This window comes from Terrabacter sp. BE26 (genome assembly GCF_041941675.1).
In the GTDB taxonomy this organism is placed as follows: Bacteria; Actinomycetota; Actinomycetes; order Actinomycetales; family Dermatophilaceae; genus Terrabacter.
Window position 1 is genome coordinate 1,836,856 of the sequence record NZ_CP090122.1, and the last position, 24,430, is coordinate 1,861,285.

Consider the following 24,430-nt stretch of genomic DNA (forward strand, 5'->3'; position numbering starts at 1 on the left):
CCGTTGCAGGCCCGCTCATGTCACTCCTCGACGGGGCCGCGGGCGGTTCGTCCCGTCCACGGCTTTCGTCGACAGAAGGAAAGGTATGTGACGCTCGCACGGGTGTCGATGGGGAGCACTCCCCATGACCGCCAACCTCGCGCGCCACCGGTGGCGTATGCCGTCCCGCCCTCCGGAACGCCCGTCCCCCAAGGCTTTTCGGCGTCTCCTGCGGGTCACGGACGGGCCACCTGGAGCAGCTCGAAGCGGCCCTTCTCGACGAGGAACCCGCGTCCCGGGGGGAGCTCGGCGCGGTTGAGGGAGGGCAGGTTGGCCTTGAAGACCGACAGGCCCTCGTTGCCGTCGGGGTGCAACGCGAGACCGGAGCGTGAGGTCTTGAGCAGGGCCTGGAGGCCGAAGTTGCTGCTGAAGAAGGCGGCCTCGCCCTCGGCGACGACGAGCTGGTCGTTGTCGACGCACGCTTTCGCCAGCGCCGTGAGCGCGTTCTCGGCGCCCGAGGGGGCGAGGTCGTCGACGCGCTCGACGAAGACCGCCACGGGCCGGCTGGTGCGTCCCTCCTCGATGTCGCCGGTGAGTCGCGTGGCGAGCTTGGTGCTCGCCTCGCCGCCGACCGCGGTCTCGGCCCAGATGCCGAGGTCGAGCAGCTCGGACGAGCGCCGCGGGGTCATGAGGTAGAGCGCGGTGCTCGAGCTGAACCGAAAGAGGCCCGCCGCAGCGGCGGCGACCGCCGTGGTGCGGCCCGAGCCCGAGGGCCCGGTGATGACGAACGTCCCCTTGGGATCGAAGCCGTGCGGCTCCAGGGTCGAGGAGGCGACGCCGAGGACCGGGCGGCCGCCGAACTCCGAGGGCAGCTCACCGAGCGGGATGACCTCGGCCAGGCTCTCGATCGGCGGGGCCTGGCTGACGCCGGCCTTGCGCGTCGCGTCGGCGAACGCCTCGATGGCGGCGGCCTGGACCGTGACGTCGGACGAGCCGCCCAGCACCGCGACCTGCACCTCGGAGCCGGACATCAGGCCACGACCGGCGGGCGAGGCCATCGTCAGCACGTCGCCGGGCACTCCGAAGACGGAGTAGTCGTCGGCGCTGCTCATGCGCAGGATGATCCGGCCCTGCACGGCCGCCGCGAGGTTGGTCGGCAGACCGGTGCGCTGGTCCGAGGCGATGATGAAGTGGACGCCGACGGGTCGGCCGTCCGCGGCGAGGCCCGCGAGCAGGTCGAGCCACTGGAACCGGCCGCCGACCTCGTAGGCCTGCCGGAAGGCGGTCATGCCGTCGATGAGGACGATCACCCGGGGCTCGTCCGGACGGCCGGCGAGGCGCCGGTAGTCGGTGATGGTGGCGGCGCTGACGGCGGAGTAGCGCGTGGCCCGCTCGTCGATGGTGGCGCGGAGCATCCGCAGCAGTCGGGTGACCCGCTCGTGGTCGCCGCCGGGCACGACGGAGCCGACGTGCGGGAGGGCCTCGAGCATGGCGAGGCCGCGGTTGCCGAAGTCGAGGCCGTAGACGTGGCAGGGTCCCCCGCGGACCGTGTAGCCGGCCGCGACCGCCATCGAGCGCAGGAAGGCGGACTTGCCGGAGCCGGACGTGCCGTAGATCGCGATGTTGCCCTCCTTGTCGGGGCGGAACGCGATCTCGGGCTGTGCCTGCCGGTCCGGGTCGTCGGCGACGCCGAAGACGAGCTCGTCGTCGCGGCGCTGGGTCGGCAAGGTGGCGAGGTCGTAGACCGGGCGCAGGTCGGGCAGCCACGGCTGGCGTGGCTTGGGCAGCTGCGCCACCTTGGCCGCGCGGCCGAGGGTCGAGACGAGCCGCTGGATGTCCGTGGGCCCGAGGTCGACGACGTCGTCGGCGACGTCGGACTGCGGCGGCTCCCACTCGACACCGCGGCCGAAGGTAAGGGTCTCGACCTTCATGTCGGGCGGCGGCGGGACGTCGGAGGTCCACCCACCGGCATACCCCGTCTGGAAGGGGACGAGCCGGCCGGGACCCGTCTTCGAGACGGCTCGGCCCGGGAGGGCGGGGTCGAAGAAGGCGGCCTCCTTCGACCCGAGCACGTCGTCGGAGTCGTTCTCGTCGGCCATCCGCAGCGCCATGCGCAGGTTGGTGTTGGCGCGCAGGTTGTCCTTGATGACGCCGGCGGGACGCTGGGTGGCGAGGATCAGGTGCAGCCCGAGGGAGCGGCCGCGCTGGGCGACGTTGACGACGCCGTCGACGAACTCGGGCACCTCCTGCACGAGCGCGGCGAACTCGTCGACGACGATGATGAGCGACGGCGGCGCCTCGACCTCGCCGCGACGCTCGAGCTCGACGAGGTCCTTGGCCTTGTGCCGGGCCAGGAGGTGCTCGCGGTGGTGCAGCTCCGCCGCGAGCGAGGCGAGCGCCCGGCGCACGAGGTGCGGCGAGAGGTCGGTGACGAGGCCCACGGTGTGCGGCAGCTTGACGCAGTCGCGGAACGCCGAGCCGCCCTTGTAGTCGACGAGCAGGAAGGTGACGCGCTGCGGTGAGTGCGCCGCGGCCATGCCGAGGATCCAGGCCTGGAGCAGCTCGGACTTGCCGGCACCGGTGGTGCCGCCGACGAGGGCGTGCGGGCCGTCGGAGCGGATGTCGACCGAGTACGTGCCCTGGCTCGACTGGCCCACCACGGCGCGCAGGTTGCCGGGCCGGCGCGGCAGGACCGCCGGCGCGTAGGGGCCAGTGAGGATCGAGCGCGACTCGCCCCACTTCTCGATGACCGCGTGCTCCGCGCTGGCGAGGTCGGTGCCGGTGAGGGTGAGGAGCGACACCGCGCGCGGGAGGTCGCTCGCGTCGTCGACGGGCACGCCGGCGTCGACGACGGGAGCGAGCTGGCGGGCGCAGGCCAGGGCCTCGTCGTAGGCGATCCGGTCGACCGCCACCGGCTGGACCTCCTCGCCGGCCTGGACGTAGCCGGCCCGCGACGACTCGTCGCCCTCGACGACGAGGTACGTGTGGCAGGCGGCCGGGAGCAGCTGCTGGGTCTCGGCGACCCACACCACGACGATGCCGTGGCCGTGGCCGCGCTCGGCGATGGCCACGAGGCGGCTGCGGTCGATCGGGGCGTCGCTCTCGACGAGGACGAGGACCGTCGGCCGCTCACCGGCAGCGGTCCCAGGGTCCGGCGCCGCAGCCCTGGCCTCGACGAGGTCCTCGAGGGCGTCGGCGAGCGCGGAGCAGCCGGGGGCGCTGGCGGCGAGGTGGTCGACCCCGACCGGACTGTGCGGCGACGACGTGTGCGGCAGCCACTTGAGGAAGTCCCAGTCCCGGGCGGAGCTGCCCGAGGCGAAGGAGCAGACGGCCAGCTCCGCGGGTGAGTGCAGCGCCGCGGCCTGGACGACGAGCGACCGGGCTGCGCCGAGGGCGTTGGCGCGCGGCCCGGCGACGCCGACGGCGCCGTCGGTGAGCGGGGTGGCGACGACCGGCACGTCGTGGACGACCTCGAGCCCGTTCAGCTCCTCGGACACGGCATACCAGGCCTCCGCCCTGGAGCGGCCGACGGCCGGCATCTTGATCACCGAGCGCGACGGGCGGGTGCCGACGCCGAGCCGCAGCTCGCCGAAGCCCACGGTGTCGCGCCGGCGGGTCCAGAGCAGCGCACTGCGGTCGCGCACGGCCGTCAGGCACTCGAGGCCGCTCGGGTGCTCGGCCCGGCGGGTCTCGCCCTCGACCTCGAGCGAACCGCGGATCCGCTGGGAGAGCAGGCCGAGGTCCTCGCGGAACTCCGTCATGGCCTGGGCGAAGTCCTTCTTCTGCTGCCGGCGCGCCTCGTAGTAGGTCCCGGCCATCATCACCGGCATCATCAGCATGAAGACGATGGAGTACGGGCTCTTCGTGACGGCGAAGAGGACGGCCCCCATCAGCAGCGGCACGACCATCGCCACGATCGGCATCGGGTTGGTCTTCTGGCGCTCGGGCAGGTCGGGGACCTGGAACTCCTGGCCCTCGAAGACCGGGGCGACCCGGGGCGAGCGAGAGAAGGCGACGGTGCCCGCGTCGCCCGACAGCACGCCGCTCCCCCGCCGGGTGACGACCCCGTCGCCCTGCAGGTGCACCTCGAGCTCGGTGTCGCCGAGGCGCACGACGTCGCCGCTCTTGAGGTGGGCCCGCGTCACCTGCTGGCCGCCGGCCGTAATGCCGTTGGCCGACCCGAGGTCGACGACCTCGACGACCTCCTGGATGACGAGCTTCGCGTGCTGGCGCGACACGGACTGGTCCGAGAGCTGCACCTCGCAGCCGCGGCCGCGGCCGACGTATGCCGTCCCGCGGGCGAGCGGGACCTCGCGGCCGGCGTCGGGGCCAGAACGGATGTAGGCCACGGCAGCAGGGCGGCCGCGGTCGACGAAGCCCTCGCCGGCCCGGGTGACCGACACCCGCATCCCGGACTGCAGGCCGCTCTCGGCGACGGTCGCGCGCGGGTCGAGCCCCCGCATCTCCTGGTCGACGAGGGCCAGGGTCATCGCCTGGCCGATGCCGAGCGCACTCGACCGGTGCGGGTCGGCGGAGGCCAGGTAGGCGGCGAGGTCGCCGACCGTGGTGGCCGAGTCGGTCGTCGCGACGAGGTCGGTCTCTCGGTCTCCCGACCGGAGGACGAACTTCAGCTTCACGCGTCACTCTTCCTGGCTGCGGTAGTGGCTGATGTGGTGGCTGCGGTGGTGGCCCCGGGGGTGGAGCTCTGCCTGGTGCGTCGCATCGGCTGCGACGGCTTGCCCTGACGGCGGGAGGTACGGGCCCGGGCGGGACCGAGGCCCGCTCCGGTGGGGAGGTGGTCACGGAAGGTCCGCAGCGACACGTCGCCGCGAAGCTTCTGCCAGAAGCCCTGCCGGCCCCGCAGCCGCCTGCGGGCCGTCTCGACGTCGGCCCAGAAGGCCTCGACCTCCTCGGGGGTCGGCTCTGCGACGTCGAAGACGTGACCGTTGGCTCGAGCGGCCAGGGGAACGAGCTCGAGCCCAGGTCGAGCGGGCACGTCGGCACGCACCTCGGGCGCACCGGCCGAGTCGACAGCTGTGCCGAGCTGCCCGCTCGACGTCGTGTAGACGGGCGGTGGTGCACCCATGAGGGCGCCGTCGACGACGGGACTCGGCTTCTCCGGCGGCGGGCCGAAGACGTGCTCCTCCAGGGCGCGCGCCTGCTCGAGGCGGGTGCCCTTGGCCGGCAGCGACATCCGGAGGTCGCGGGCCGTGTCGACGACCTCGCGCCACCCGCCGCTGACCCGGACCGCGGTGGCGCCGGTGGTCCGCCGGCGCCGCCGGCGCAGCCACTTGGCCAGGCGGATGGCGCCGTAGACCGCGAGGAGGACCAGGACCGGGACGAGGACGTAGAAGACGAGGAAGCGCAGCCAGTCGGGCCACGTGGAGGGGTCGAGCGGGTTCTTCTCGTCCTTCGGCGGCGTCTTCAGCTGGGTCGCGTTCTGCGCCTGGTCGGGGCCCTGGAGCACGCTCGGCGGGTTGTTGGCCGCGGGCGGCGGCACCTGGGCGCCGGTCTTCTTCTCCTCGGACTTCTGGAGCAGCTGCTGCGGCTTCTTGTTGCGGGCGGGCAGGAACTGCTTCCAGTAGATCGGCTGCCACGAGCCGTCGGCACGGGCCACCTCGACCCAGGCGTGGACGTCCTTGCCCTTGATGACGCCGCTCGCCTCCGGCTCCGCACCGAGCACGACCCTGGCGGGCACGCCAAGACGGTTGGCCGCGAGCGCCAGCGCGGACGCATACTGCTCGTCGTTGCCCGCCAGCTGGGAGGCCTTCATGAACTGCGTCATCCGGCGCAGGCTGTGCCCCGGCAGGAAGATGTTCTGGTAGTCGCCGGGCGCGCCTCCGTCGGTGTAGGCCCCGTCCTGCATCGCCTTGGCCACGGCCACGACCTGCTGCCACGAGCCGTCGACCCGCTCGGTCCACGGCGTGATCTTGTCGTCGACGAAGGTGAGGTTCTGCCCGTCGACGACGTTGCCCGTGGCGACGTCGACCTCCTTGGGCAGGGGTCCGTCGACCTTCTGCACCAGGGCGCTGACCGTGTAGGTGTCGCCGGCCTGGAGCTTCTCGGGCAGCACGCCGGTGTTGGTATCGACGTTGAAGCGCAGGTCGTCCGCGAGGCGGTCCCCGCGCGATCCGCCGAAGTCGAGCCCGGTCACGGTGCCGAAGGTCGGCAGCCACACGTCGCTGTAACCGGCGGCCGGCACGCTGACGGTCGCGGTCACGGGGTCGCCGGGGCCGTCGGCGGCGATGTGGCTGCCGACCTTGCGGAAGGCCGCACCGTCGGGCTCGCCGCCCGTCCCCTTGTTCGCGACGTTGCCGGCGCCCCAGACGAAGCTGTCGTAGGAGTCGAGGGCGGCGATGCGCACCGGGACGCCCACCGGCAGGCCCTTGACGGTGAGCAGCGTCTTGTCGAAGAGGTGGGCGCCGTTGGGCTCGGTGTACTGACGGAATCCCGCGAGCGGCGACGGGTACTGCGCGACATCGGCGGGCGGGACGAGCGCCGACCGGAAGACGGTGCGGTCCGCGTCGTCGGCTCCCGGCAGGAGCGGGCCGAGCAGGAACCCGCCGACCGTCGCGACGGCGAGCAGTGCGGCCGTGGTGACCGCCCGGGTCGTGCGGCCGGCGCCGTTCTGCAGCGTGGGGCGGTTGCGGTTGCTGCGCAGCGCCGTCCAGCCGATCGCCACGAGGGCGAAGACGGCGCCCTGCAGCAGGACGGCCGCGGGCGTCAGCGTGCCGAGCACGATGGAGGCCACGAGCAGGACCACCGGTGCGACGAGGGCGGCGACCGCGCTGGTCCACCGGCGCGCGACCCCGTGGGCGGTGGCCGCGCCGAGCAACCCGAAGAGGAACGGCAGGGCCATGTAGGGCCCCTCGGAGTCGACCGGCGGCAGGGCCGTCAGCAGCTCCTTCCAGCCCGGCACCGCCATGTGCACGAGCGTCCCGAAGGTGCTGCCCGAGGGCAGGAACCCGGCGACGAGGTCCTGACGCGTCGCGATCGGTCCAGCGAGGAGCAGGTATGCCGCCGCGATCGCCAGCAGGCTCATGATCCCCGGTGCGCGGTAGGTCGCCGTCACGTGCGAGACGAGCAGGCCCAGGACGAGGCCGGCGAGGCCGACCCAGAGCCAGCCGAGCCCGAAGAAGGTGGTTCGGAAGCCCACGAGGGCGAGGCCCACGAGGACCGCGCAGAAGGCGGCGTCGACGAGCTGCCGCGTCGTGGGGCGCAGGCGGGCCAGCCGGCCGCGCAGACGCTCGGCCGCCGAAGGCGGCGTCACGAGGGCGGACGGCGGAGGGGCGGGGATCGAGCTCATCGGGCAACCCCTGAGACGAGAAGCGAGCGGAGGTCCTCGAGGCGGGCGAGGGTGAGGATGGTCAGGCCGCCACCACGACGGATGCCGTGGTCGGCCTCCGGGTCGACGACGACGACGACGCGGGTCACCTCGGGCGGGAACTGCGCGGCGGCCCGCTGCAGCTCGACGAACGGGCGGTGCGGTCCGGTGACGAGGAAGCAGGTGCTCGTGTCGGGTGCCAGCTCCGCGGCCGCCAGCGAGGCGGTGAGCAGGTCGACCGGGCCGGGCTCGACGCGCGACATCGCATCGAGGCCGACCTGGGGCACGGACTTCGTGACCCGCTCGGCGCCACAGACGATCGTGCAGTCCTGCTCGTCGAGCATGACGCGGACCATGATCGAGCTGCCGACGGAGATCGCGGTCTCGACGTCGGCCTGCGTGGCCGTCGGCGCGTTGGCCGCCACGACGTCCCTCCCGAGCTCGCGGTCGTCGCGGTCGGTGCGGCCCGTACGACCGTGGCCGGAGCGGTACTGCTCGGGGTCGGGGTCGATGATGACCGTGACGTGCGAGCGCCGGGTGTCGAGGAACTGGCGCACGAGGAGCTTGCCGGCCTTGGCCGAGCTGCGCCAGTGGATGTAGCGCCGGTCGTCGCCGGGCTGGTACTCGCGCAGGGCGTGGAAGGCGAGGTCGCTCATCGAGACGTCCTCGGTGGTGCTGCCCTCCAGGTCGCGCAGCAGGCCGGCGCCGAGGGACTCGAGGGCGACCGTGCGGGGATGGACGAACAGCTCGGTGCGCTCGGTCCAGGTCAGGGTGCGGCGCATGAGCCCGAGCGGGTCGCCCTGCACGGTCGTGGCCGGCCCGACCTGGATGACGCCTCGACGCGAGGTCGGCACGACGAAGAGCTCCTCGTGCGCCTTTCCGGGCGTCAGGGCCGGCAGCACGAACCGGGCCGCTGACAGGCCCACCGGCAGCTCGACGAGGATCGGCAGCATCGGCGTGCGCGCCTCGTTGGCGACGAGGATGCGCCCGGTGGCCGGCTCGCCGACCGTCACGCGTCGGGGGTCGACCTCGGCAACGATGCGGACCTTGGTGCGGCCGAGGGCGAGCACCAGGCAGATCGCGAAGAGGACCAGCGCCGCTGCCGCGACCATGAGCAGCTCGGTCCAGCGCCAGCGGGCGCCGACGAGCCAGCAGACGACGCCGAGGGCCAGGATCGTCCAGCCCAGCGGCGAGACCCAGCCCACGACGCGGGCGACCGGCCGCCACACGCCCTCGGTCTGGCCGGCCACCTGCCCGATCGAGCGGGTGAGCGGCTGGGTGATCTGGCGGATGCCGCGGCTCCTCGTGCCTCCGACGGTGTGGGCGCGGGGGCCCGACCTGGCCCCCCACGCACCTGGTGCGCCGGCGGGCGACGCCGCCACGAACGCGCCGGGACCGGTCGACGCGGCCCGGCGTGACGGCATACGGAAGCGTCCGCCGCGGCGCGACGGCGCGGCCTCCTGGTCCTGCTGGGTCATGCGGTCCCCTCGTGCTTGCGTTCGAGCGCTCAGGCCGAGGCGCGCTCGGCGGGCGGGGCGATGTCGCCGAGGATCTGGTCGATGACCTGCACGACCGTCGTGCCGGCGAACTGCGCCTCCGCACCGAGCAGCAGGCGGTGGCTGAGCACCGGCTCGGCGAGCATCTTGATGTCGTCGGGCACGACGTAGGTCCGGCCCTGGCTCGCCGCCCACGTCTTGGCGCAGCGCACGTAGGCCAGGCAGCCACGGACCGACAGGCCGAGCTTGAGCGAGGGGTGGCGGCGCGACTCCTCCGCGATGCGGCTGACGTAGCCGAGGATCGCCGGGTCGACGTGCACCTCGTCGGCGAGCTTGCTCATCTCGACGATGACGTTGCTCGCGATCAGCGGGCTGAGGGTCTTGGCCCGGTCGCGCGTCTTGGCGTCGGCGAGAACCGCGATGGTGGCCTCGTGGTCGGGGTAGCCGACGCTCGACTTCATCAGGAAGCGGTCGAGCTGCGCCTCGGGGAGGCGGTACGTGCCGGCCTGCTCGATCGGGTTCTGGGTCGCGATCACCATGAACGGCTGCCCCACCGAGTGCGGCTTGCCGTCGATCGTGACCCGGCCCTCCTCCATGACCTCCAGCAGCGCCGACTGGGTCTTCGGCGAGGCGCGGTTGATCTCGTCGGCGAGCACGATGGTCGCGAAGATCGGGCCCGGGTGGAACTCGAACGCCTGCTTGGTCGGCTCGTAGATCGTCACGCCGGTGACGTCGCTCGGCAGCAGGTCGGGCGTGAACTGGATGCGGCTGTGGGTGCCCTGAACCGTCGCCGACAGGGCGCGGGCGAGCTGGGTCTTGCCGGTGCCGGGGAAGTCCTCGAGGAGCATGTGGCCCTCGGACAGCAGGCAGGTCAGCGCCAGGCGCGTCACGTGCTGCTTGCCGAGGACGGCCTTCTCGATGTTGGCGACGAGCTGGTCGAAGGTGTGGGCGAACCACGTGACCTGCTCCTGCGTGATGCGACCGGTGGTGGGGGTGGCCGTCATGGGTGTCGTGCTCCTGTCGTGGTCATGCGGGGAAGTCGTTCGTATGCCGGGTGGCCGGGTGCGCTGCGCCGCCCTCGGGCAGCGGGTCGGATCGGGGTGCGGGCCACTACCTCCACGGGTCGCGGGTGTAGGAGTCGCTGCCGTTGCTGCCCGTGCACGTGACCCGCACCCAGCCGGTCGGGTAGCCGAAGAACTTGCCGGAGGTGTTGGTGCCGTTGTGCGGCTGGATCGACCCGTTCGTGCCGTCGTCGTAGTTGTACGGCCAGTTGCCCTTGCTGCTGGCGAAGGTGCAGCTGATGGCGCCCTGGTAGTCCTGCAGGTCGTACTGCAGGTACTGGCAGTCGCCGGTGCTGCAGCCCGGGACGAAACCGGTCTGCCCGGTGGGCCGCAGCCAGTTCACCTTGGGCTTCGGTGCCGCGTTGGTCGTGCCGGTGACGTAGCCGGTCCACGGCCCCGGGCCCGAGTCCTGCGCGATCGCCCGAACCCGGATCCGCTTCGACGTCGAGTAGCCCAGGTTGTTGAAGGTCGTCGAGTGCGTGCCCGCGCCGACGGTCTGGTTGCGGTCGCCGTCGATCTCGTAGCCGGTGATCGGCCGGCCCTCGCTCGGCGCAGTGCCCCACGTGAACGTGATGCTGTTGTTGTCGTGGCTCTCGCGCAGGCCCGGCACGCCGTTGGTGGGTCCATAGGGTTGGAACGCGACGCTGTTGGACCACGGGGAGCACCGGCCGGCGACGTTGCAGGCCTGGACCTGCATCGACTGCTGGCTCGTGCCGAGGTTCTTGGCCGTGCCACCGGAACAGCCGCCGGAGCAGTCCCACGAGCCGGAGCGGCCGGCCGAGGTCTGCCAGTTGACCTTCTGGTAGCCGCGCGACCGCGAGTCGCCGAGGCTGAACGAGGCGTTGGCCGCGTAGTCCTTGTTCGGCGTCGACACCGACCTCAGTGACGGGGTCTCGGGGACGCCGTCCGCGACGTACGAGCTGTAGTTGGTCTTGTCGGACGTCGAGGGGCCGCCGTTGGTGGCCGTGACGACGTACTGCACCGTCTGGCCCTGGTAGGGGATCGTGTCGCTCGCGACCCGCGAGTCACCGCCGGAGCGGGTGGCGATGAGGTTCCACGGCCCGCTCCCGGTGCGGCGGTAGACCTCGTACTTCGTGATGGCCGGCCCGTTGGGGTCGGTGGACGGCCAGGTGATCGACACCTGGGCGTTCGCCGCGCCCGGCACCGGCTCGCGCGGGCTGAGCGTCGGGGCAGGGACCGCGGCCGGCTTGCCGAAGGACTGCGCCTTGACGTCGGGGCCGAACGGCCCCCAGCCCGCCTCGTTCCGCGCCTGCACCCGGATGTTGTAGGCGTCGTCGTTGACGAGCCCGCTGATGACCTTGGTCAGGCCGGGCGCCTGGACCGGCGCCGAGCTGCCCGAACCGGCGTTGCCGCCGATGTCGACCCACTGGACGCGGTACTGCAGGACGGGGCTCCCGTCGTTGGCCGGCTCGGCCCAGCGCACCGTGAGCTTGCGGTCCCCCGGGGTGACGTCGGTGATCGAGGTGGCCTTGGGCTTGGTGTCGGGCCGCACGGTGTTGCTCGCCGGGCTCGGGTCGGACCAGCCGACGGGGTTCCGGCTGCGGACCGTGAAGGAGTAGTCCTTGCCGTTCGTCAGGCCCGTGACGGTGCACGGCGACGACGAGCAGGCCTTCGTGCCACCTCCCGGACCGTTGACCGTGACCTCGTAGCCCTCGATGGGCAGGCCGCCGTCGTAGGCGGGCGGGCGGAAGTCGACGCGCGCGCTGCTGCCGAGGATGCGGTCGGCCACGGCCGTCGGCGCCGTCATCGCGTCGGGCTTGCTGCGGACGCTGACGCTCACCTCGCCGCGGGCCGGCAGTCGTCCCGCCGCGTCGGTGACGGAGACGAGGATGCGGGCGTCGCCGCGCGCCTTGTCCGACGCCGACACGGTGAGCTGGCACCCGCTGGCCGAAGCGGCGACTCCGGTGCCCGAGGCGACCTGCGACTGGCCGATGACGCACCTGGGTGCCGTGAGAGGGCTGTCGAGGTACTGGGCGAGGTTCACCGTGCGGCTGGTTCCGGCGATGAGGCCCTCGATGCGGACCGGGCGCAGGGTCGCGGCCGGGGGGGCGCTGACCACCCGGACCTTGACCTTGTAGGTCTCGGCGCCGCCCTTGGCCTTGACCGAGACGGCGCCGGTGGCACCCTCCTGCGCGCCCGCCTGGGCCCTGAGGACCACCTGGCGGCCACCGGCCCCCGTCTGGGCCAGGTCGACCCGGTCGACCGCGGGGCTCCAGCTCGCTTCGTACTGTGCGCTGCCCGCGTCCATGCCGGTGGGCACCCAGGCGTGGCAGAGGCGCGGGATGTCGAAGGCGCGGGCCGGGCCGTCGGCGACGAGCCGGACCTCGTGGTCGGGGCAGCGCAGGACCGGCACGTCGGGACCGATCTGGACCGGGATCGTGACGTATGCCGTCTGCCCGGCCTTGTCGGCCGGCCCGGTCGCGTTGGTCACCTCGAGCATGAGGGCGGCGGGACCGACGTAGCCGTTGGTCGAGCTCAGCGTGAGGTCGGTGCCCGAGCCGGCTTGGGACTGCAGGTTCTCCGCGGGCGAGGTGGACAGGGTGTCGGGCGAGGTCAGGGTGACCTTCCCGCCGCGCGGGTCGCTGACGTAGTCGCCGAGCGCGACCTTGACCGTCGAGTCGGCGCCCATCTTGATGGTCTTGCCGTCCACGACGTACGGCGCGCCGTTGCTGCCGGCGGGCACGTAGATCAGGGCCATCGCCGAGGCGCCGTCGGCGTCCTCGATGACATAGGGCACGACGCGTGCCTGGGGTCGCAGCTGGATGCGCAGCTTGCGGCCCTCACGCGTCACGCCGTCGCCGACGAACTTGGTGATCCGCAGGCTCGCCTGGTCGCCGTCGATGTCACGGTCGTTGGCGAGGGCGTCGACGAGGATCGAGGTCTCGCCGGGCTTGACGACCCCGGTGTCGTCGACGGCCACCGGCGGGTTGTTGAAGTTCTTCTGGCCCCGCACGGTCAGCGTCGACTTCGACGGGTCGAAGAGCCCGTCCGTGATGCCGTAGGTGAGCACCTTGGCCGGGCCGTCCTCGGGCGCCACGACCTTGAAGGTGTCGTCCTTCTGCCGGGTGAACTGCCTGAGGACGTCGGGGTCGTTGAGGGTGGAGAGGTCGACGAACGACACGGAGTCGCCGGCGGCGATGAGGTCGTTGGACAGCACGTCGGCGTGCACGGTGCGGCCGGGCGCCGCGACGATGTCGTCCTCGACGGCGACCGGCGGCTGCGGGTCGCCGGGCTGCACGACGCCGACGCGGACGAAGCCCTCGCTCGTCAGGCCGAACCGGTCGCGCAGCTGGTAGCGGATGACCTCGGTGCCGGAGCTGCGCGGGTAGGCCTCGTATCGGATCGTGGCCGCTCCGAATCCGAGGACGCGGCCCAGCTTGAGGTCGACGGCCTTGCCGTCCTCGCCGACGATGCCGCTGACGAAGGTGAGGTCGCCGTCGGGGTCGACGCCGCTCGTCGGCACCGTGATGGCCAGGGTGTCGCCGGCGGTGACGCTCGCCGAGAAGCTGCGGGCGTTCGGCGGCTGGTCGGGGTACTTCACGGCGTCGGGCAGCGGGTTGATCGTGACGTTGACCCGGCCGGTGACGGCCCGTGCTCGCAGGCCCTCGGGGTAGGTGGCGTACTCCAGGATCGCGGCGGCGGGCCCCTTGAGGGCGGCCTGCTCGGGGACGTAGCGCACGACGGTGCCGGAGGCGAAGGCCTGGCCGCCGCCGGAGACCACCCGGACGCTGGCCGGGTCGAGCTTGAGCGGGATGCCCTCGCTCATCGAGTCGTTGTCGAGGACCGGGACGGTCACCGCGTCGCCGATGCGCACCGTCGCCACGTCGTCGACGACGGTGGGGCGCACGACGTCCTTGCTCTCCGGCTTCTGCACGACCGAGAGCTGCCCGACCGCGGTCTTGGTCCCGTCGCTGGTCGTGTAGCTCACGGTGGCCCGCCGGGGTGTGTCCCCCTCGGCGGGAGATGTCGCCTGGGCGCGCACCCAGCGACCCTGCACGACGGAGACCCGGAGCCAGGAGGCGCCGGTGAGGACGCGCTGGAGGACGAGGACGTCACTGCGCGGGCTGTAGTCGTTGGACAGCACGTCCGCGATGACCGGCGTCTGCCCGCGGAGCACGGCCGCGTCGGGCGTGGCGACCGGCGGCAGGTCGTCGGAGGGGGTGGGCAGGATGTCGACGCGGATGCGGCCGACGCTGACCCCGGACCCGACCTGGGCGGCATACGTCACCGTCGACGTGCCGGGCGTCTGGCCGGTCACGGTCAGCACGCCCGTGTCGAGGTTGGTGGAGAGGTTGAGCTGGCCCGGGCCCTTGACGTCCTGGGCGAGGCGCATGCGTGCCTCGGGGTCGGTGGGGTCGGCACCGGCGATGTCGTTGCCGAGCGGCTGCAGCTGCACCGGCTTGCCGACGACGGCCCGGACCACGTCGGGCTGGGTCCTCGGCGGGACCGCCTTGCTGTCCTGCTCGCTCAGCACGTCGAGCGTCACGGAGCCCTGCTGGGTGCCGCCCCGGCCGTCGTCGACCAGGTAGGCGACGGCCTGGTCGCCCTTGTCGCCCTTGGCCTTGATGGTCAGCGCGCCGGAGCCGTCGACGCCGGTGCTCGCCGGGTCGAGGGCCGACACCTGGATCGGGTCGTTCTCGGCGTCACGCCAGTCGGCGATGACACCGACACGGACGGAGCCTCCTGCGACGACGGGGTACTTCGCCCTGGCGAGCTTGGCCTGGCCGGACCGCAGCTTCGGCGGGGTGTTGACGTCGGGCCCGACGATGTGCACCGTCACCTTGGCCTTGGCGCGGCCGTTCTTGGCGGTGGTGCCGTTGTTGACGGTGTAGTCGAAGGAGAAGCTGCCGCTGGCCTCCTCGGGGACGCTGACCTGAACGGTCTGTCCGTCGGCCGACGCGGTCGCCCCGATGCCCGCGGCGTCGGGCTGGGTGACGTCGCCGGGCGAGATCGCGAGGATGGAGCCCTGTGAGTCGGAGTCGTTGTCGAGGACGTGGAGCGTCGACGTGCGGCCCGGGCGCACCTGCAGGTTGTCGGGCTGGGCCTTCGGCGGGGTGCGGCTCACCTGGTCGTCGACGAGGTTCTCGTCCTTCTTCTTGTTCTTGTTGTCGGTCTGCGGCGGCGGGATGACCGAGTTCCAGTTGTCGATCTTGACCTTGTCGCGGTCGATGTCCCACACGTCGCCCGAGTCGAGGTCGTTGAGCACGATGAGGCCGCGGTTGACGCGGAGCTTCACGCCGTCGGTGCGCACGCCCTTCTTCATGGCCCCGAGGTCGACCGTGTCGGCGTCGGTGGGACTGCCGCAGTTGCGGCCGTAGAAGACATGCGACGCGCCGGCCCACGCGGCATGGATGCAGCTCGCCAGACGCACCGGGGCCGAGAGGAAGAGCTGCTGGCCCGGGGCGGCCTGGGTCAGCTTCACGCCGCCCACCGTCGGGCTGTCCTGGGTGAGGGGCACCTGGGTCAGCTGCGCCTCGTCCTGGATCAGGACCGTGGTCGCGTCGGGCCCGGGCTGCTGCAGGGCCGCGAATGCCGGGTTGCCCGGCTCGGCGCTGCCGACCGAGAGCTGCTGGGGCTTCTCGAGGGCGTCCGAGTAGAGCCGGCCGGTGCCGGAGTCCCACACCACCCAGTGCGTGCCCACCGCCGTGACCTGCGCCGACTTCGAGGTGAATCCGAGCTTCGTCGTCACCGCCTTGCCGTATGCGTTGCCCTCGGGGCGCAGCACGGTGACGGTCCCGGACTCGCCGGACACGGCATACACGGACCCGTCGACGCCGACCGCGACGGCGGCGTTGCCGCCCACCTTGGCGAGCGGCTTCGCCTGGGTCTGCAGGCCGTCGAGCCCGCCGATGCCGGAGGGGTCCTCGACCCGCTGCGCGCGAACCTCCCCCTTGGCGGGGTCGATCATCGCGATGGTGGCGCCTCGCAGGTCGACGAGCGGCGCGGTGAAGACGCGGTTGCCGGTCGCCGTGCTCGCCTTGGGCAGGACGATCGCCTGCTCGGCGGCGAGGGTGCCCTCCGCCGGGTTGATCGGGACGATCTGGTTGCTCGCGCGGGAGTAGCCGACGATCTGCGGGCCGTCCTGGAAGACGTCGAGGCCCGAGCCGCTCGAGCCGTCGGAGAGCACGCCGGCGTCGAGCTGGCCGGCCGGCTTGTTCATGCGACCGAAGCGCGCCTGCTCGGCGTTGGTGACCCAGATGCCGCCGTCGTTGAGGTCGGCCTTGCGCACCACCTCGCCCTCACTGCGGGTCGCGAGCCAGACGAGCAGGCTCGCGACGAGCGCGACGACGACGGTGGAGGCGATCCCGACCCGTCGCTTGGTGGCGGCGGTGCTCATGCGTTCCCCTGTTCGGCCGTGACCATCCGGTCAGCGGCCCGCTCTGCTGCGGTGGCTGTCGTGCTGGCTGAGGTGGTGCAGGCGTCGGCGGGCCCGTCGAGGAGGGCGAGGTCGTCCTCCGTCACGAGCTTGGTCGAGAGCGCGTGCTCCACGAGCCGGGCCTTGCGGTTGGTCGCGAGCTTGCCCACACCGCCGTGGAGGCCGCGGGTGCCGGCGTCGGCCAGCTTCTGGCAGACGTTGTCGAGCTTGCGGTTGAAGCGGGTGAGGGTCCAGCCGAGACGCTCGGCTGCGGCGGCAGAGGAGGGTATCTGGCTCGTACCCGCTTCACGGCGCCGGAGGAACGGCTCGCAGAGCGCCACGACGAGCAGCTTCTGGTCCGGCGTCAGCGACACCCGCCCCACCGTGGCGGCGCCGACCTCCTCCTCGGAGCCGTCCGCGTTCCCGGCACCCGCCGCCTCGGCTGTCACCGTCTTGAACACCGGGCTCGCGACGTGGATCTCGAAGTCGTAGGTGGTCGGGCCGGCGGTGAACCACACGAGGAGCTTCTTCATGGCGAGCGGGATGCGGGCGCCGGGGTTGAGGAAGGCCTGGAAGAGGCCCTGCTCGTCGGCGACGGTCGCCGTCAGCGTCGAGCCGGTGTTGCTCAGCCACCAGAAGCCGGCCTCGTGCGAGACGACGAGGAACGTCCGATGCAGGTAGGGGTTGTCGTCGATCTCGACATCACCGGTGCGGCCGATGGTCAGACCGGTGTCAGGTGACACGGAGCGCTCCTCGCCGCAGAACACGACGGTCACCTTGCTGTGGATCACGATCAGGTCCCCTAATCCCTGTCGAGCGCCCGCAGCCCGCACCGTGCCGCCCGGTTGTCGGCGGCCGGGTGCGGGAGATGCGGCTTTACGGAAGTTCGTGCCGGTTTGGTGCTGTCGGAGTCGAGGGTGCCGCCCCGGACCCGCGATGTCTACCCGCCGGCATACTCACGCGCTCGCGCCGGTCGGTCACGGCGGTCACTGGGCGGTCTCGCACTGGACGGGCGAGCCCGGGGAGGTCTGGCCCGACCGGCCGACGAGGACGGTGGCGCAGACCCGGGTGCCCTTGGGCGCCTTGACCGAGTAGGACATCGCCGATACCCGGACTGCCTTGGCGCGCTTGGGGTTCCCGGCATCGGAGGGAGTCGGGCCGAGCCACAGCACGTAGACGTTCTTCGCCGACGTGTCGGAGTAGTTCCACGTGAAACGGACGCTCCCGCGACTCGACACGGCCGACAGGGTCGGCTTGTCGAAGAGGCCCTGCCCGATGGCGCTGTCGTCGCCCGGCATGGACACGGTCGGGCTGGGGGTGACGACAGCCGGGGTGGGCTCCGCGCCGGGGCGAAACACGAGGAAGAGCACGAGCCCGGCGAGGACCACGACCCCCGCCACGAGGCCCCACAGCACCGCCGGCCGCGCCAGCGGCGACGGCGACGGTGCAGCCGCGGGGGGCGGGCCGGCCTGGGCACCCGAGGCGCCGCCCGCCCGCCGGACCGTCGCGTGGTCGGAGGCGTCCGACTCGAGCGGTGCCGTCCAGCTGTGGACGGGGTCGGTGACCGCGGCCGGGCGCACGGGCGCGGCGGACGGCATACTCCCTTGGCTCGCCGGACTCGGGAACGGAGTGGGCGACCATCGTTGGCCTCCCGCGTCCGGGCGGCGACGCGTCTCGTCGTCGGGTGCCGTCGGGGACGGACCCACGGGCTGCGCGACGACCGTCTGCGGGGCCTTGACCCGGGTGCGGTCCTCGTCGTCGACGGAGGCGCCCGTGGGCGAGCCGGACGTCTGGCTCACCAAAGTCGTGTGGCCCTGCTCGTCGAGCACGACGATCGGGGTGCGGCCCAGGCGCTGCTGCTGCTCGACGGCCTGCAGGGCCCGCGCGAGCTCGAGGGCCGAGGACGGCCGGTGCGCAGGATCCTTCGCCATCGCCTGCGCCAGCAGGCGCTCGAGGCCCGGGGGCACGTCCTGGCGACCCGTCGGCGGGAGCGGCGTGCTGCGGATGCGGGGCATCAGGGCGTATGCGGAGTTGTCGCCCCCGGGCACCTCGAACGGCGAGCGCCCGACGAGGAGCTGCCACAGCGTCGCCGCCAGCGAGTAGACGTCGGATCGTTCGTCGCCGTTGCTCTGGCCGTAGAGCACCTCGGGGGGCGCCCACGGCACGGAGACGCCGACGTCGTCGGTGGTCTCGGCCTCGACGTCGCCCTCGCGGGCGCCGCGGCCGGCGATGCCGAAGTCGGTGAGTCCCGGCGCGCCGTAGGCGCTGACGAGGACGTTGGCCGGCTTGATGTCGCGGTGCGTGATGCGCGCGCGGTGCGCCGTCTCGACGGCACTGGCCAGCTGGATCCCGGTGCGCAGCACGTCCTCGACGGAGAAGCGCTCGGCCCGCGCCCGCATCGCCAGGTTGGGCGGCGGGTAGTACTTCATGACGAGGTAGGGACGGCCGTCGTCGGAGGTTCCCGACCGGAAGACCTGGACGATGTAGGGGTGGTCGCCGAGGGCCGCCATCGTGTCGGCCTCCTCGACGAACTGCTGGCGCAGCGCGTCGGTGAGGCCCTCGGCCTTGAGCACCTTGACCGCGACCGGCATGCGAGGGCTCTGCTGCTCGTAGAGGAAGACGTCGGCGTAGCCTCCGGAGCCGAGAGGCTGCACGAAGACCAGCCCCGGGATCTTCGGCGGGGTTCCCTTGCGCGATGCCATCAGAGCGCGGCCTCGAAGGTGAAGGAGACCTCGTCGGCCATGGACACGAGTGAGCCGGGCTCGAGGACCTGCTGGTCGTTGGCGCGCAGGCGCACGGGGCTGCCACCCGGGAGAGTGACCGTCGTGCCGTTGGTGGTGCCGAGGTCGCGGATGAGCACGTGCCAGCCCTCCAGGATGACCTCGACGTGGTTGCGCGAGATGTCACGCTCGGGGCTCGGGACCTTGACCACGTGTGGCCGGTCGTGGGCGGCCAGGCCGTCGCCGAGCTTCGGTGCGCGGCCGAGCAGCACGCTGCGGTCGAGGGTCACGACGTCGCCGGTGGACAGGCGCAGGACGCCCAGCGGCGGCCGCGGCATCGTGAACGGGCCCTGCGGCGGGATGCCTGCACCGCACACGCGACACCGGTCGCTGTGCGGGGGCGTCGGGTGCCCCGCCGAGCACAGGACGGCGAGCACGCTGGGGCCGGAGATCGCCTGGTTCCGGGCGGCGTCGCGGGCGGCGAGCAGCGCGCTGCGGTCGACGGTCAGCTCCCCGTCGTCGTCCCCGCCGTCCGTGCCGAGGTCGGGGCCGGTGGCCGCAGCCATGGTCGGGGGCGCTGGAGGGGTCGGGGGTGCCGAAGGGGTCGGGCGCGGCATGACGGGCACGTCGAACGTCGGCTCAGCGGGCGGCCGGGCCGTCGGGTATGCCGTCGCGCCCGTCACGGGTGCGCCGGGCGCGGGCACCGGGCTCCGGCCCGGGGGCGCCTGCGGCGGGAGCGGGAGCGGTGGCGGCGGAGGCGGCGTGGGAGGTGTGGTCACCGGAAGGGAAGGTGCGGCCACCACGGGAGGGACGACAGGGGCAGGGCCGGCCGAGGGTGCATGTGCTGGTGCCGGTGGTGGTGTGGGCGGGACCGTCGAGATGAGCGGGGTCGCCTCCGGGGCGCGAACGCCCGGCGGCGGCGTGTTCATCGGCGGCAGCAGGCTGGGCGGCGGGGGCGGGGTGTGCCGGCCGGAGAACGTCGGGACCTCGGGCTCGGGCTTGGGCACCTCTGGGGCGGCCGCCGGGCTGGCCCACGGCACCGACGAGATGAGGCCGCCCTCGGTCACTTCGGTCACCTCGGGCACGTCGGCCACGGCAGGGACGGCCTGCGGGGGAACCTCCGCCGCCGGAGCGAGGTTGGTCACGGGCGCCTCGCTCGCGTCGGCGACGGCAGGGACGGAGGGCATCCCGTCCTCGCCCGCATCGTCGTCGTCCTCCGACCGGGCCAGCTCGGCCAGGACCCGGCGGTGCTCATCGGCCGCCGTGGTGTGGCCGAAGAGGTAGTCGTAGCTCGGGGCTACCGGAGCTACCTCCTGCTCGTCCTGGTCGTGCGGGTCAGCGGTGTGGAGGGAGCCGGACCCGCCGCGGGTCGTTCGAACCGGCTCCGGGGCGCGCTCCGGCTCGATGACGGGCCGGGCCGCCCACGTCGACTCGAGGTCCCGGGGCGCTGCCGGGGGCAGGTCGTCGGCAGCAGGCCGGTCGGCGGCGGGAACCGGTGCCGAGACCGGCTCGGCGACCTGGGCCCGGGCCGGGCCCGGCCCTGGGGGCACCGGGACCACCGGCGGAGATGACGGCGCCGGCGGCCTGACCGAGGCCCACGAGCGCAGAGCGACAGAAGGCAGAGCGTCAGCGACGGGAGGGGCGACGGGAGGGGCGGCGGGAGCGGCGGGCTGTGGCGTCGCCCAGCTGCGGTCCCAGCGACTGCTCCTCGACGGCTCGGGCGCTGAAGCGGACGTGGCGGGCGGCTGCTCGTCGGCGCCCGGCGGCTGGGCGTCGACGACCGACGACTCGGGAGCAGCGGCTCTGGGCTTGGGGGCGGACTCGGCCACGGGCTGGGTCCCGGATCCGGGTGCCGGCTCGGCCACGGGCTCGGGCACCGGCAGGTGGGACGGGGAACTGGCCGGCGGCTGGAGTGCGGAGGCGGCACCCACGGCCAGGTCACCCGCGACGGCCGGCTCGAGGGCCCCGTCGACCTTCTGGCTGTCGCCCTGCTGACCCTCGCCCAGCTGACCGTCAGGCAGCCCGGCCTGCAACGTCTGCGGCGGCGTGGGCTGCGACCGCTCCGACTCCTCGAGCACGCGAAGGACGACGCGTTCCGGGTGGTCGGGAAGGTCGAGGTCGGTCCAGACCCGGCTGCTCGTGGCGCGCACGTCGTGCTCGGTGCCGTCGTCGAGGGTCACGAGCGCCGAGACCGGGCCGAAGGCGACGACGCGGGTGCGCGGCTGCCAGTGCACGCCGACGAAGTGGTGCGCCTTGCGCACACCGCCGGCGGTCAGCACCTCGATGACGTCGTCGAGGTCACCGCCGTCGGCGGCGTCGCTCGCGGTGATGGTGCGGTCGTCGTCCTCGTCCAGACCGATGAGCAGGTGCATGCCGGGACCCCCGATGTGCGTCCACCCGTCGGGGGCCCGTTCGACGATGACAGCTGGGACATCGGACGGGCCACTCACGTCTACGACCTGCTCTCCCCTGATGAGCCGTTCATGGTCTCGCGCGGGGTGGTGTCCTCGTCGACGTCGGAGTCGGCACCGTGCCCCTGCACCGCGACGACGATAGCAGTGACGTTGTCGCGTCCCCCGGCCTCGACGGCCGCGCGCACCAGGGCGTCGGCCGCGTCCTCGGCGTCGGGGTGCTCGCCCAGGACCGACTCGATCTCCTCGAGGGTCAGCTCGTTGGAGAGGCCGTCCGAGCAGATGACGAAGACCTCGCCCGGGTAGGGCGGGAAGACCCACGTGTCGACGGCGCCCATCGGGTCGCGGCCCAGGGAGCGGGTCACGATGTTGCGGCCCGGGTGCCGGTGCGCCTGCTCGGGGGTCAACAGCCCGCGCTCGACCAGCTCCCACACCTCGGAGTGGTCGACGGTGACCTGCGACAGGTGCCCGTCGAGGAGCCGGTAGACGCGGGAGTCACCGATGTTGAAGACGGCCCAGTGCCGCGAGCCCCCGACCGAGACGAGCGCCAGCCCTGCGACGGTCGTGCCCATGCCGGTCTGGTCGGGGTGGTGCGCGGCCGAGGCGAGGATGCGCCGGTTCGCCTCGCCGACCTGCTCGACGATGTCCCCCACCTGCAGGGCGGGGCGGTCGGCGAGCTCGACCACGGTCTCGGCGGCGATCCGGCTCGCGACCTCCCCCGCGGCGTGGCCACCCATCCCGTCGGCGACGACGTAGACGGTGCCGCGCACGAGCACGGAGTCCTCGTTGTGGCGGCGCACGCGTCCCACGTCGGTGGCAACGCCGGCGGCGATCGTGGGCATCGTCGCGCTCATGACGCGGCGCCTTCGGTGGTCCACGGGAGGACTCGCACCGTGGTCAGCACCTGGCGGATCACCTCGTAGTCGGCCCCGGCCTCCGAGCCGCCCACGGCGCCGGTCAGCTGCACCACGTGCCCTGCGGCTGCGCCGGAGGGGACGTGGTGGAAGAGGTTGGCCTGCAGCACGGTCTCGACGTCGGCGTCGGGCCAGGTCGCGTCGCACCCGACGAAGTGGGCTCCGCCGAGCTGCGCCGCATACGGCTCGGAGACGCCGCCCCCACGGGTGGCGGCCAGGGACGCGACCTGATCGAGCGACTCCTCGACCCGGTAGGCGGGACCGCACTGCTCGATGGTGACCACCACGTTGGGCGCGAACGCCCCCTCGCGCGGGAGCCGGGCCGCCATGGTCGTGCCGGGCGCGTGCGCCGGCTCCCATCCCTCGGGCACGTCGAGGGTCACCGCCGGCTGGCCCGGGAAGTCCGCGCTCGGGTACGCGAGGGTGGTCATGGCTGGTTCCTTTCGGTCGTTCCCGCAGGCTCGGGGACGGCGCGGTCAGTCAATCATTCACGACAGGCCGTGTCAGATCAGCGGACGGGACGTCGCCGGGCGGTACGGGGCGGACGAGGTGCGCCCGAGCGTACGTGCAGGCGCGCAGGCGTGCGATGGGAAGGACTGCCCCATTCGGGCGCCTACCCGAACGCCCGTATGCCGTCAGGCCGGGGTCTCGCGCCGCGCCCACCACGCGAGCAGCTTCTCGCGGGCGGCGTCCTTGCCGATCGGGCCGTCGTCGAGCCGGACCGCCAGGAGGTAGTCGTAGGCCTCGCCGAGCACCGGGCCCGGCCGGATGCCCAGGGCCTGCGCGATCTCGTTGCCGTTGAGCTCGGGCCGCATGCTCGCCAGCTCCTCCTCGGCCGCCAGCCTCTCGATGCGCTCCTCGAGGTCGTCGTAGGCGCGCGAGAGCCGCTGCGCCTTGCGGGCGTTGCGGGTCGTGCAGTCTGATCGGGTCAGGCGGTGCAGCCGGGGCAGCAGGGGCCCGGCATCGGTGACGTAGCGGCGCACCGCCGAGTCGGTCCACTGCCCATCGCCATAGCCGTGGAAGCGCAGGTGCAGCTCGACGAGGCGCGCGACCTGCTTGGTCGTGTCCTTGTCGAAGCGCATCGCCTTGAGCCGCTTGCTCGCCAGCTTGGCGCCGACGAGCTCGTGGTGGTGGAAGGAGACGCCGCCCCCGTCCTCGAACCTGCGGGTCGCCGGCTTGCCGATGTCGTGGAGCAGGGCCGCGAGCCGCAGCACCAGGTCGGGGCCGGGGACCGACTCCGGAGGACCGTCGGCCGGCCCTTCGAGGTCTATCGCCTGCTCGAGCACGATGAGCGAGTGGTGGTAGACGTCCTTGTGCCGGTGGTGCTCGTCGAGCTCGAGCCGCAGCGCCGGCAGCTCCGGCAGGAACACGTCCGCGAGGCCGGTGTCGACCAGCAGCGTCAGCCCGAGCCGGGGGTCGGGCGACAGGAGGAGCTTGGTGAACTCGTCGCGCACGCGCTCGGCCGAGATGATCGAGAGCGTGCCGGCGCGGTCGGTCATCGCCGCCCGCACCTCGGGAGCCACCTCGAAGCCGAGCTGTGAGGCGAAGCGCGCCGCGCGCATCATCCGCAGCGGGTCGTCCGCGAAGGACTCCTCCGGCGCCGACGGGGTCATCAGGCGCTGCTGCACGAGGTCCGACAGGCCACCGTGGACGTCGACGAACTCGAGGCTGGGCAGCCGGATCGCCATGGCGTTGACCGTGAAGTCGCGCCGCACGAGGTCGCCCTCGAGGTTGTCGCCGAACATCACCTCCGGCTTGCGGGAGGTCCGGTCGTAGGTGTCGGCACGGTAGGTCGTGATCTCGATGACGTGCGAGCCCTTGCGCAGGCCGATGGTCCCGAAGTCGCGGCCGATGTCCCAGTGGGCGTCGGCCCAGCCGGTGACCACCTCGAGGATCTGGTCGGGCAGGGCGTCCGTCGTCAGGTCGAGGTCGGGCGAGACCCGGCCGAGGAACGCGTCGCGCACCGGTCCGCCGACGAGGGCCAGCTCGTGCCCCGACGCCGCGAAGCGCTCCCCCAGCCCGGTCAGGAGCGGGAGCACGGGCGCGAGCCGGGCGACCGCTGCGCGCAGCAGCGGCAGCCCGGCCTCGGCTGGCCGGTTGCCGTCGGGCTCGGGCGTGTCGGATCGGTCTCGCACCCGCCCAGCCTAGT

General features: G+C 72.9%; 11 protein-coding genes. All 11 read right to left on the reverse strand.

The features are described 5' to 3' along the window. Nucleotides 1-215: 215 nt before the first annotated feature. The 11 genes from LQK93_RS08575 to LQK93_RS08625 all read right to left on the reverse strand — a co-directional run bounded on the left by LQK93_RS08575 (nt 216) and on the right by LQK93_RS08625 (nt 24,416). Nucleotides 216-4,616: an FtsK/SpoIIIE domain-containing protein gene (locus LQK93_RS08575; protein WP_374971119.1), complete on the reverse strand. Its 4,401-nt coding sequence runs from the start codon at nt 4,614-4,616 to the stop codon at nt 216-218. After that, nucleotides 4,613-7,285, reverse strand: a complete 2,673-nt coding sequence (locus LQK93_RS08580) for a transglutaminase-like domain-containing protein (protein WP_374971120.1) — start codon at nt 7,283-7,285, stop codon at nt 4,613-4,615. The genes LQK93_RS08575 and LQK93_RS08580 overlap by 4 nt, the downstream gene beginning before the upstream one ends. Then, nucleotides 7,282-8,781 (reverse strand): DUF58 domain-containing protein, encoded by a 1,500-nt coding sequence (locus LQK93_RS08585; RefSeq protein WP_374971121.1) that lies wholly within the window; start codon nt 8,779-8,781, stop codon nt 7,282-7,284. Before LQK93_RS08585 ends, LQK93_RS08580 begins: the two co-directional genes overlap by 4 nt. 29 nt (nt 8,782-8,810) lie before the next feature. Further along, complete coding sequence (locus LQK93_RS08590) at nt 8,811-9,803, reverse strand: AAA family ATPase (protein ID WP_374971122.1); 993 nt, start codon at nt 9,801-9,803, stop codon at nt 8,811-8,813. 106 nt (nt 9,804-9,909) lie between these two features. Beyond that, on the reverse strand, nt 9,910-16,218 hold the full coding sequence (locus LQK93_RS08595) for an Ig-like domain-containing protein (protein ID WP_374971123.1): 6,309 nt from the start codon (nt 16,216-16,218) through the stop codon (nt 9,910-9,912). After that, nucleotides 16,215-17,027: a hypothetical protein gene (locus tag LQK93_RS08600; protein ID WP_374971124.1), complete on the reverse strand. Its 813-nt coding sequence runs from the start codon at nt 17,025-17,027 to the stop codon at nt 16,215-16,217. Before LQK93_RS08600 ends, LQK93_RS08595 begins: the two co-directional genes overlap by 4 nt. 195 nt (nt 17,028-17,222) lie before the next feature. After that, the gene (locus tag LQK93_RS08605; protein WP_374971125.1) at nt 17,223-18,938 is read right to left on the reverse strand and encodes a serine/threonine-protein kinase; all 1,716 of its coding nucleotides are present in this window, start codon (nt 18,936-18,938) and stop codon (nt 17,223-17,225) included. Then, nucleotides 18,938-21,406, reverse strand: coding sequence for an FHA domain-containing protein (locus LQK93_RS08610; RefSeq protein ID WP_374971126.1), 2,469 nt, complete (start codon nt 21,404-21,406; stop codon nt 18,938-18,940). The genes LQK93_RS08605 and LQK93_RS08610 overlap by 1 nt, the downstream gene beginning before the upstream one ends. Nucleotides 21,407-21,408: 2 nt before the next feature. Beyond that, nucleotides 21,409-22,221, reverse strand: coding sequence for a PP2C family protein-serine/threonine phosphatase (locus LQK93_RS08615; RefSeq protein ID WP_374971127.1), 813 nt, complete (start codon nt 22,219-22,221; stop codon nt 21,409-21,411). After that, nucleotides 22,218-22,712, reverse strand: a complete 495-nt coding sequence (locus LQK93_RS08620; protein ID WP_374971128.1) for a hypothetical protein — start codon at nt 22,710-22,712, stop codon at nt 22,218-22,220. The genes LQK93_RS08615 and LQK93_RS08620 overlap by 4 nt, the downstream gene beginning before the upstream one ends. Nucleotides 22,713-22,916: 204 nt before the next feature. After that, on the reverse strand, nt 22,917-24,416 hold the full coding sequence (locus tag LQK93_RS08625; RefSeq protein WP_374971129.1) for a CCA tRNA nucleotidyltransferase: 1,500 nt from the start codon (nt 24,414-24,416) through the stop codon (nt 22,917-22,919). Between the last annotated feature and the right edge of the window lie 14 nt (nt 24,417-24,430).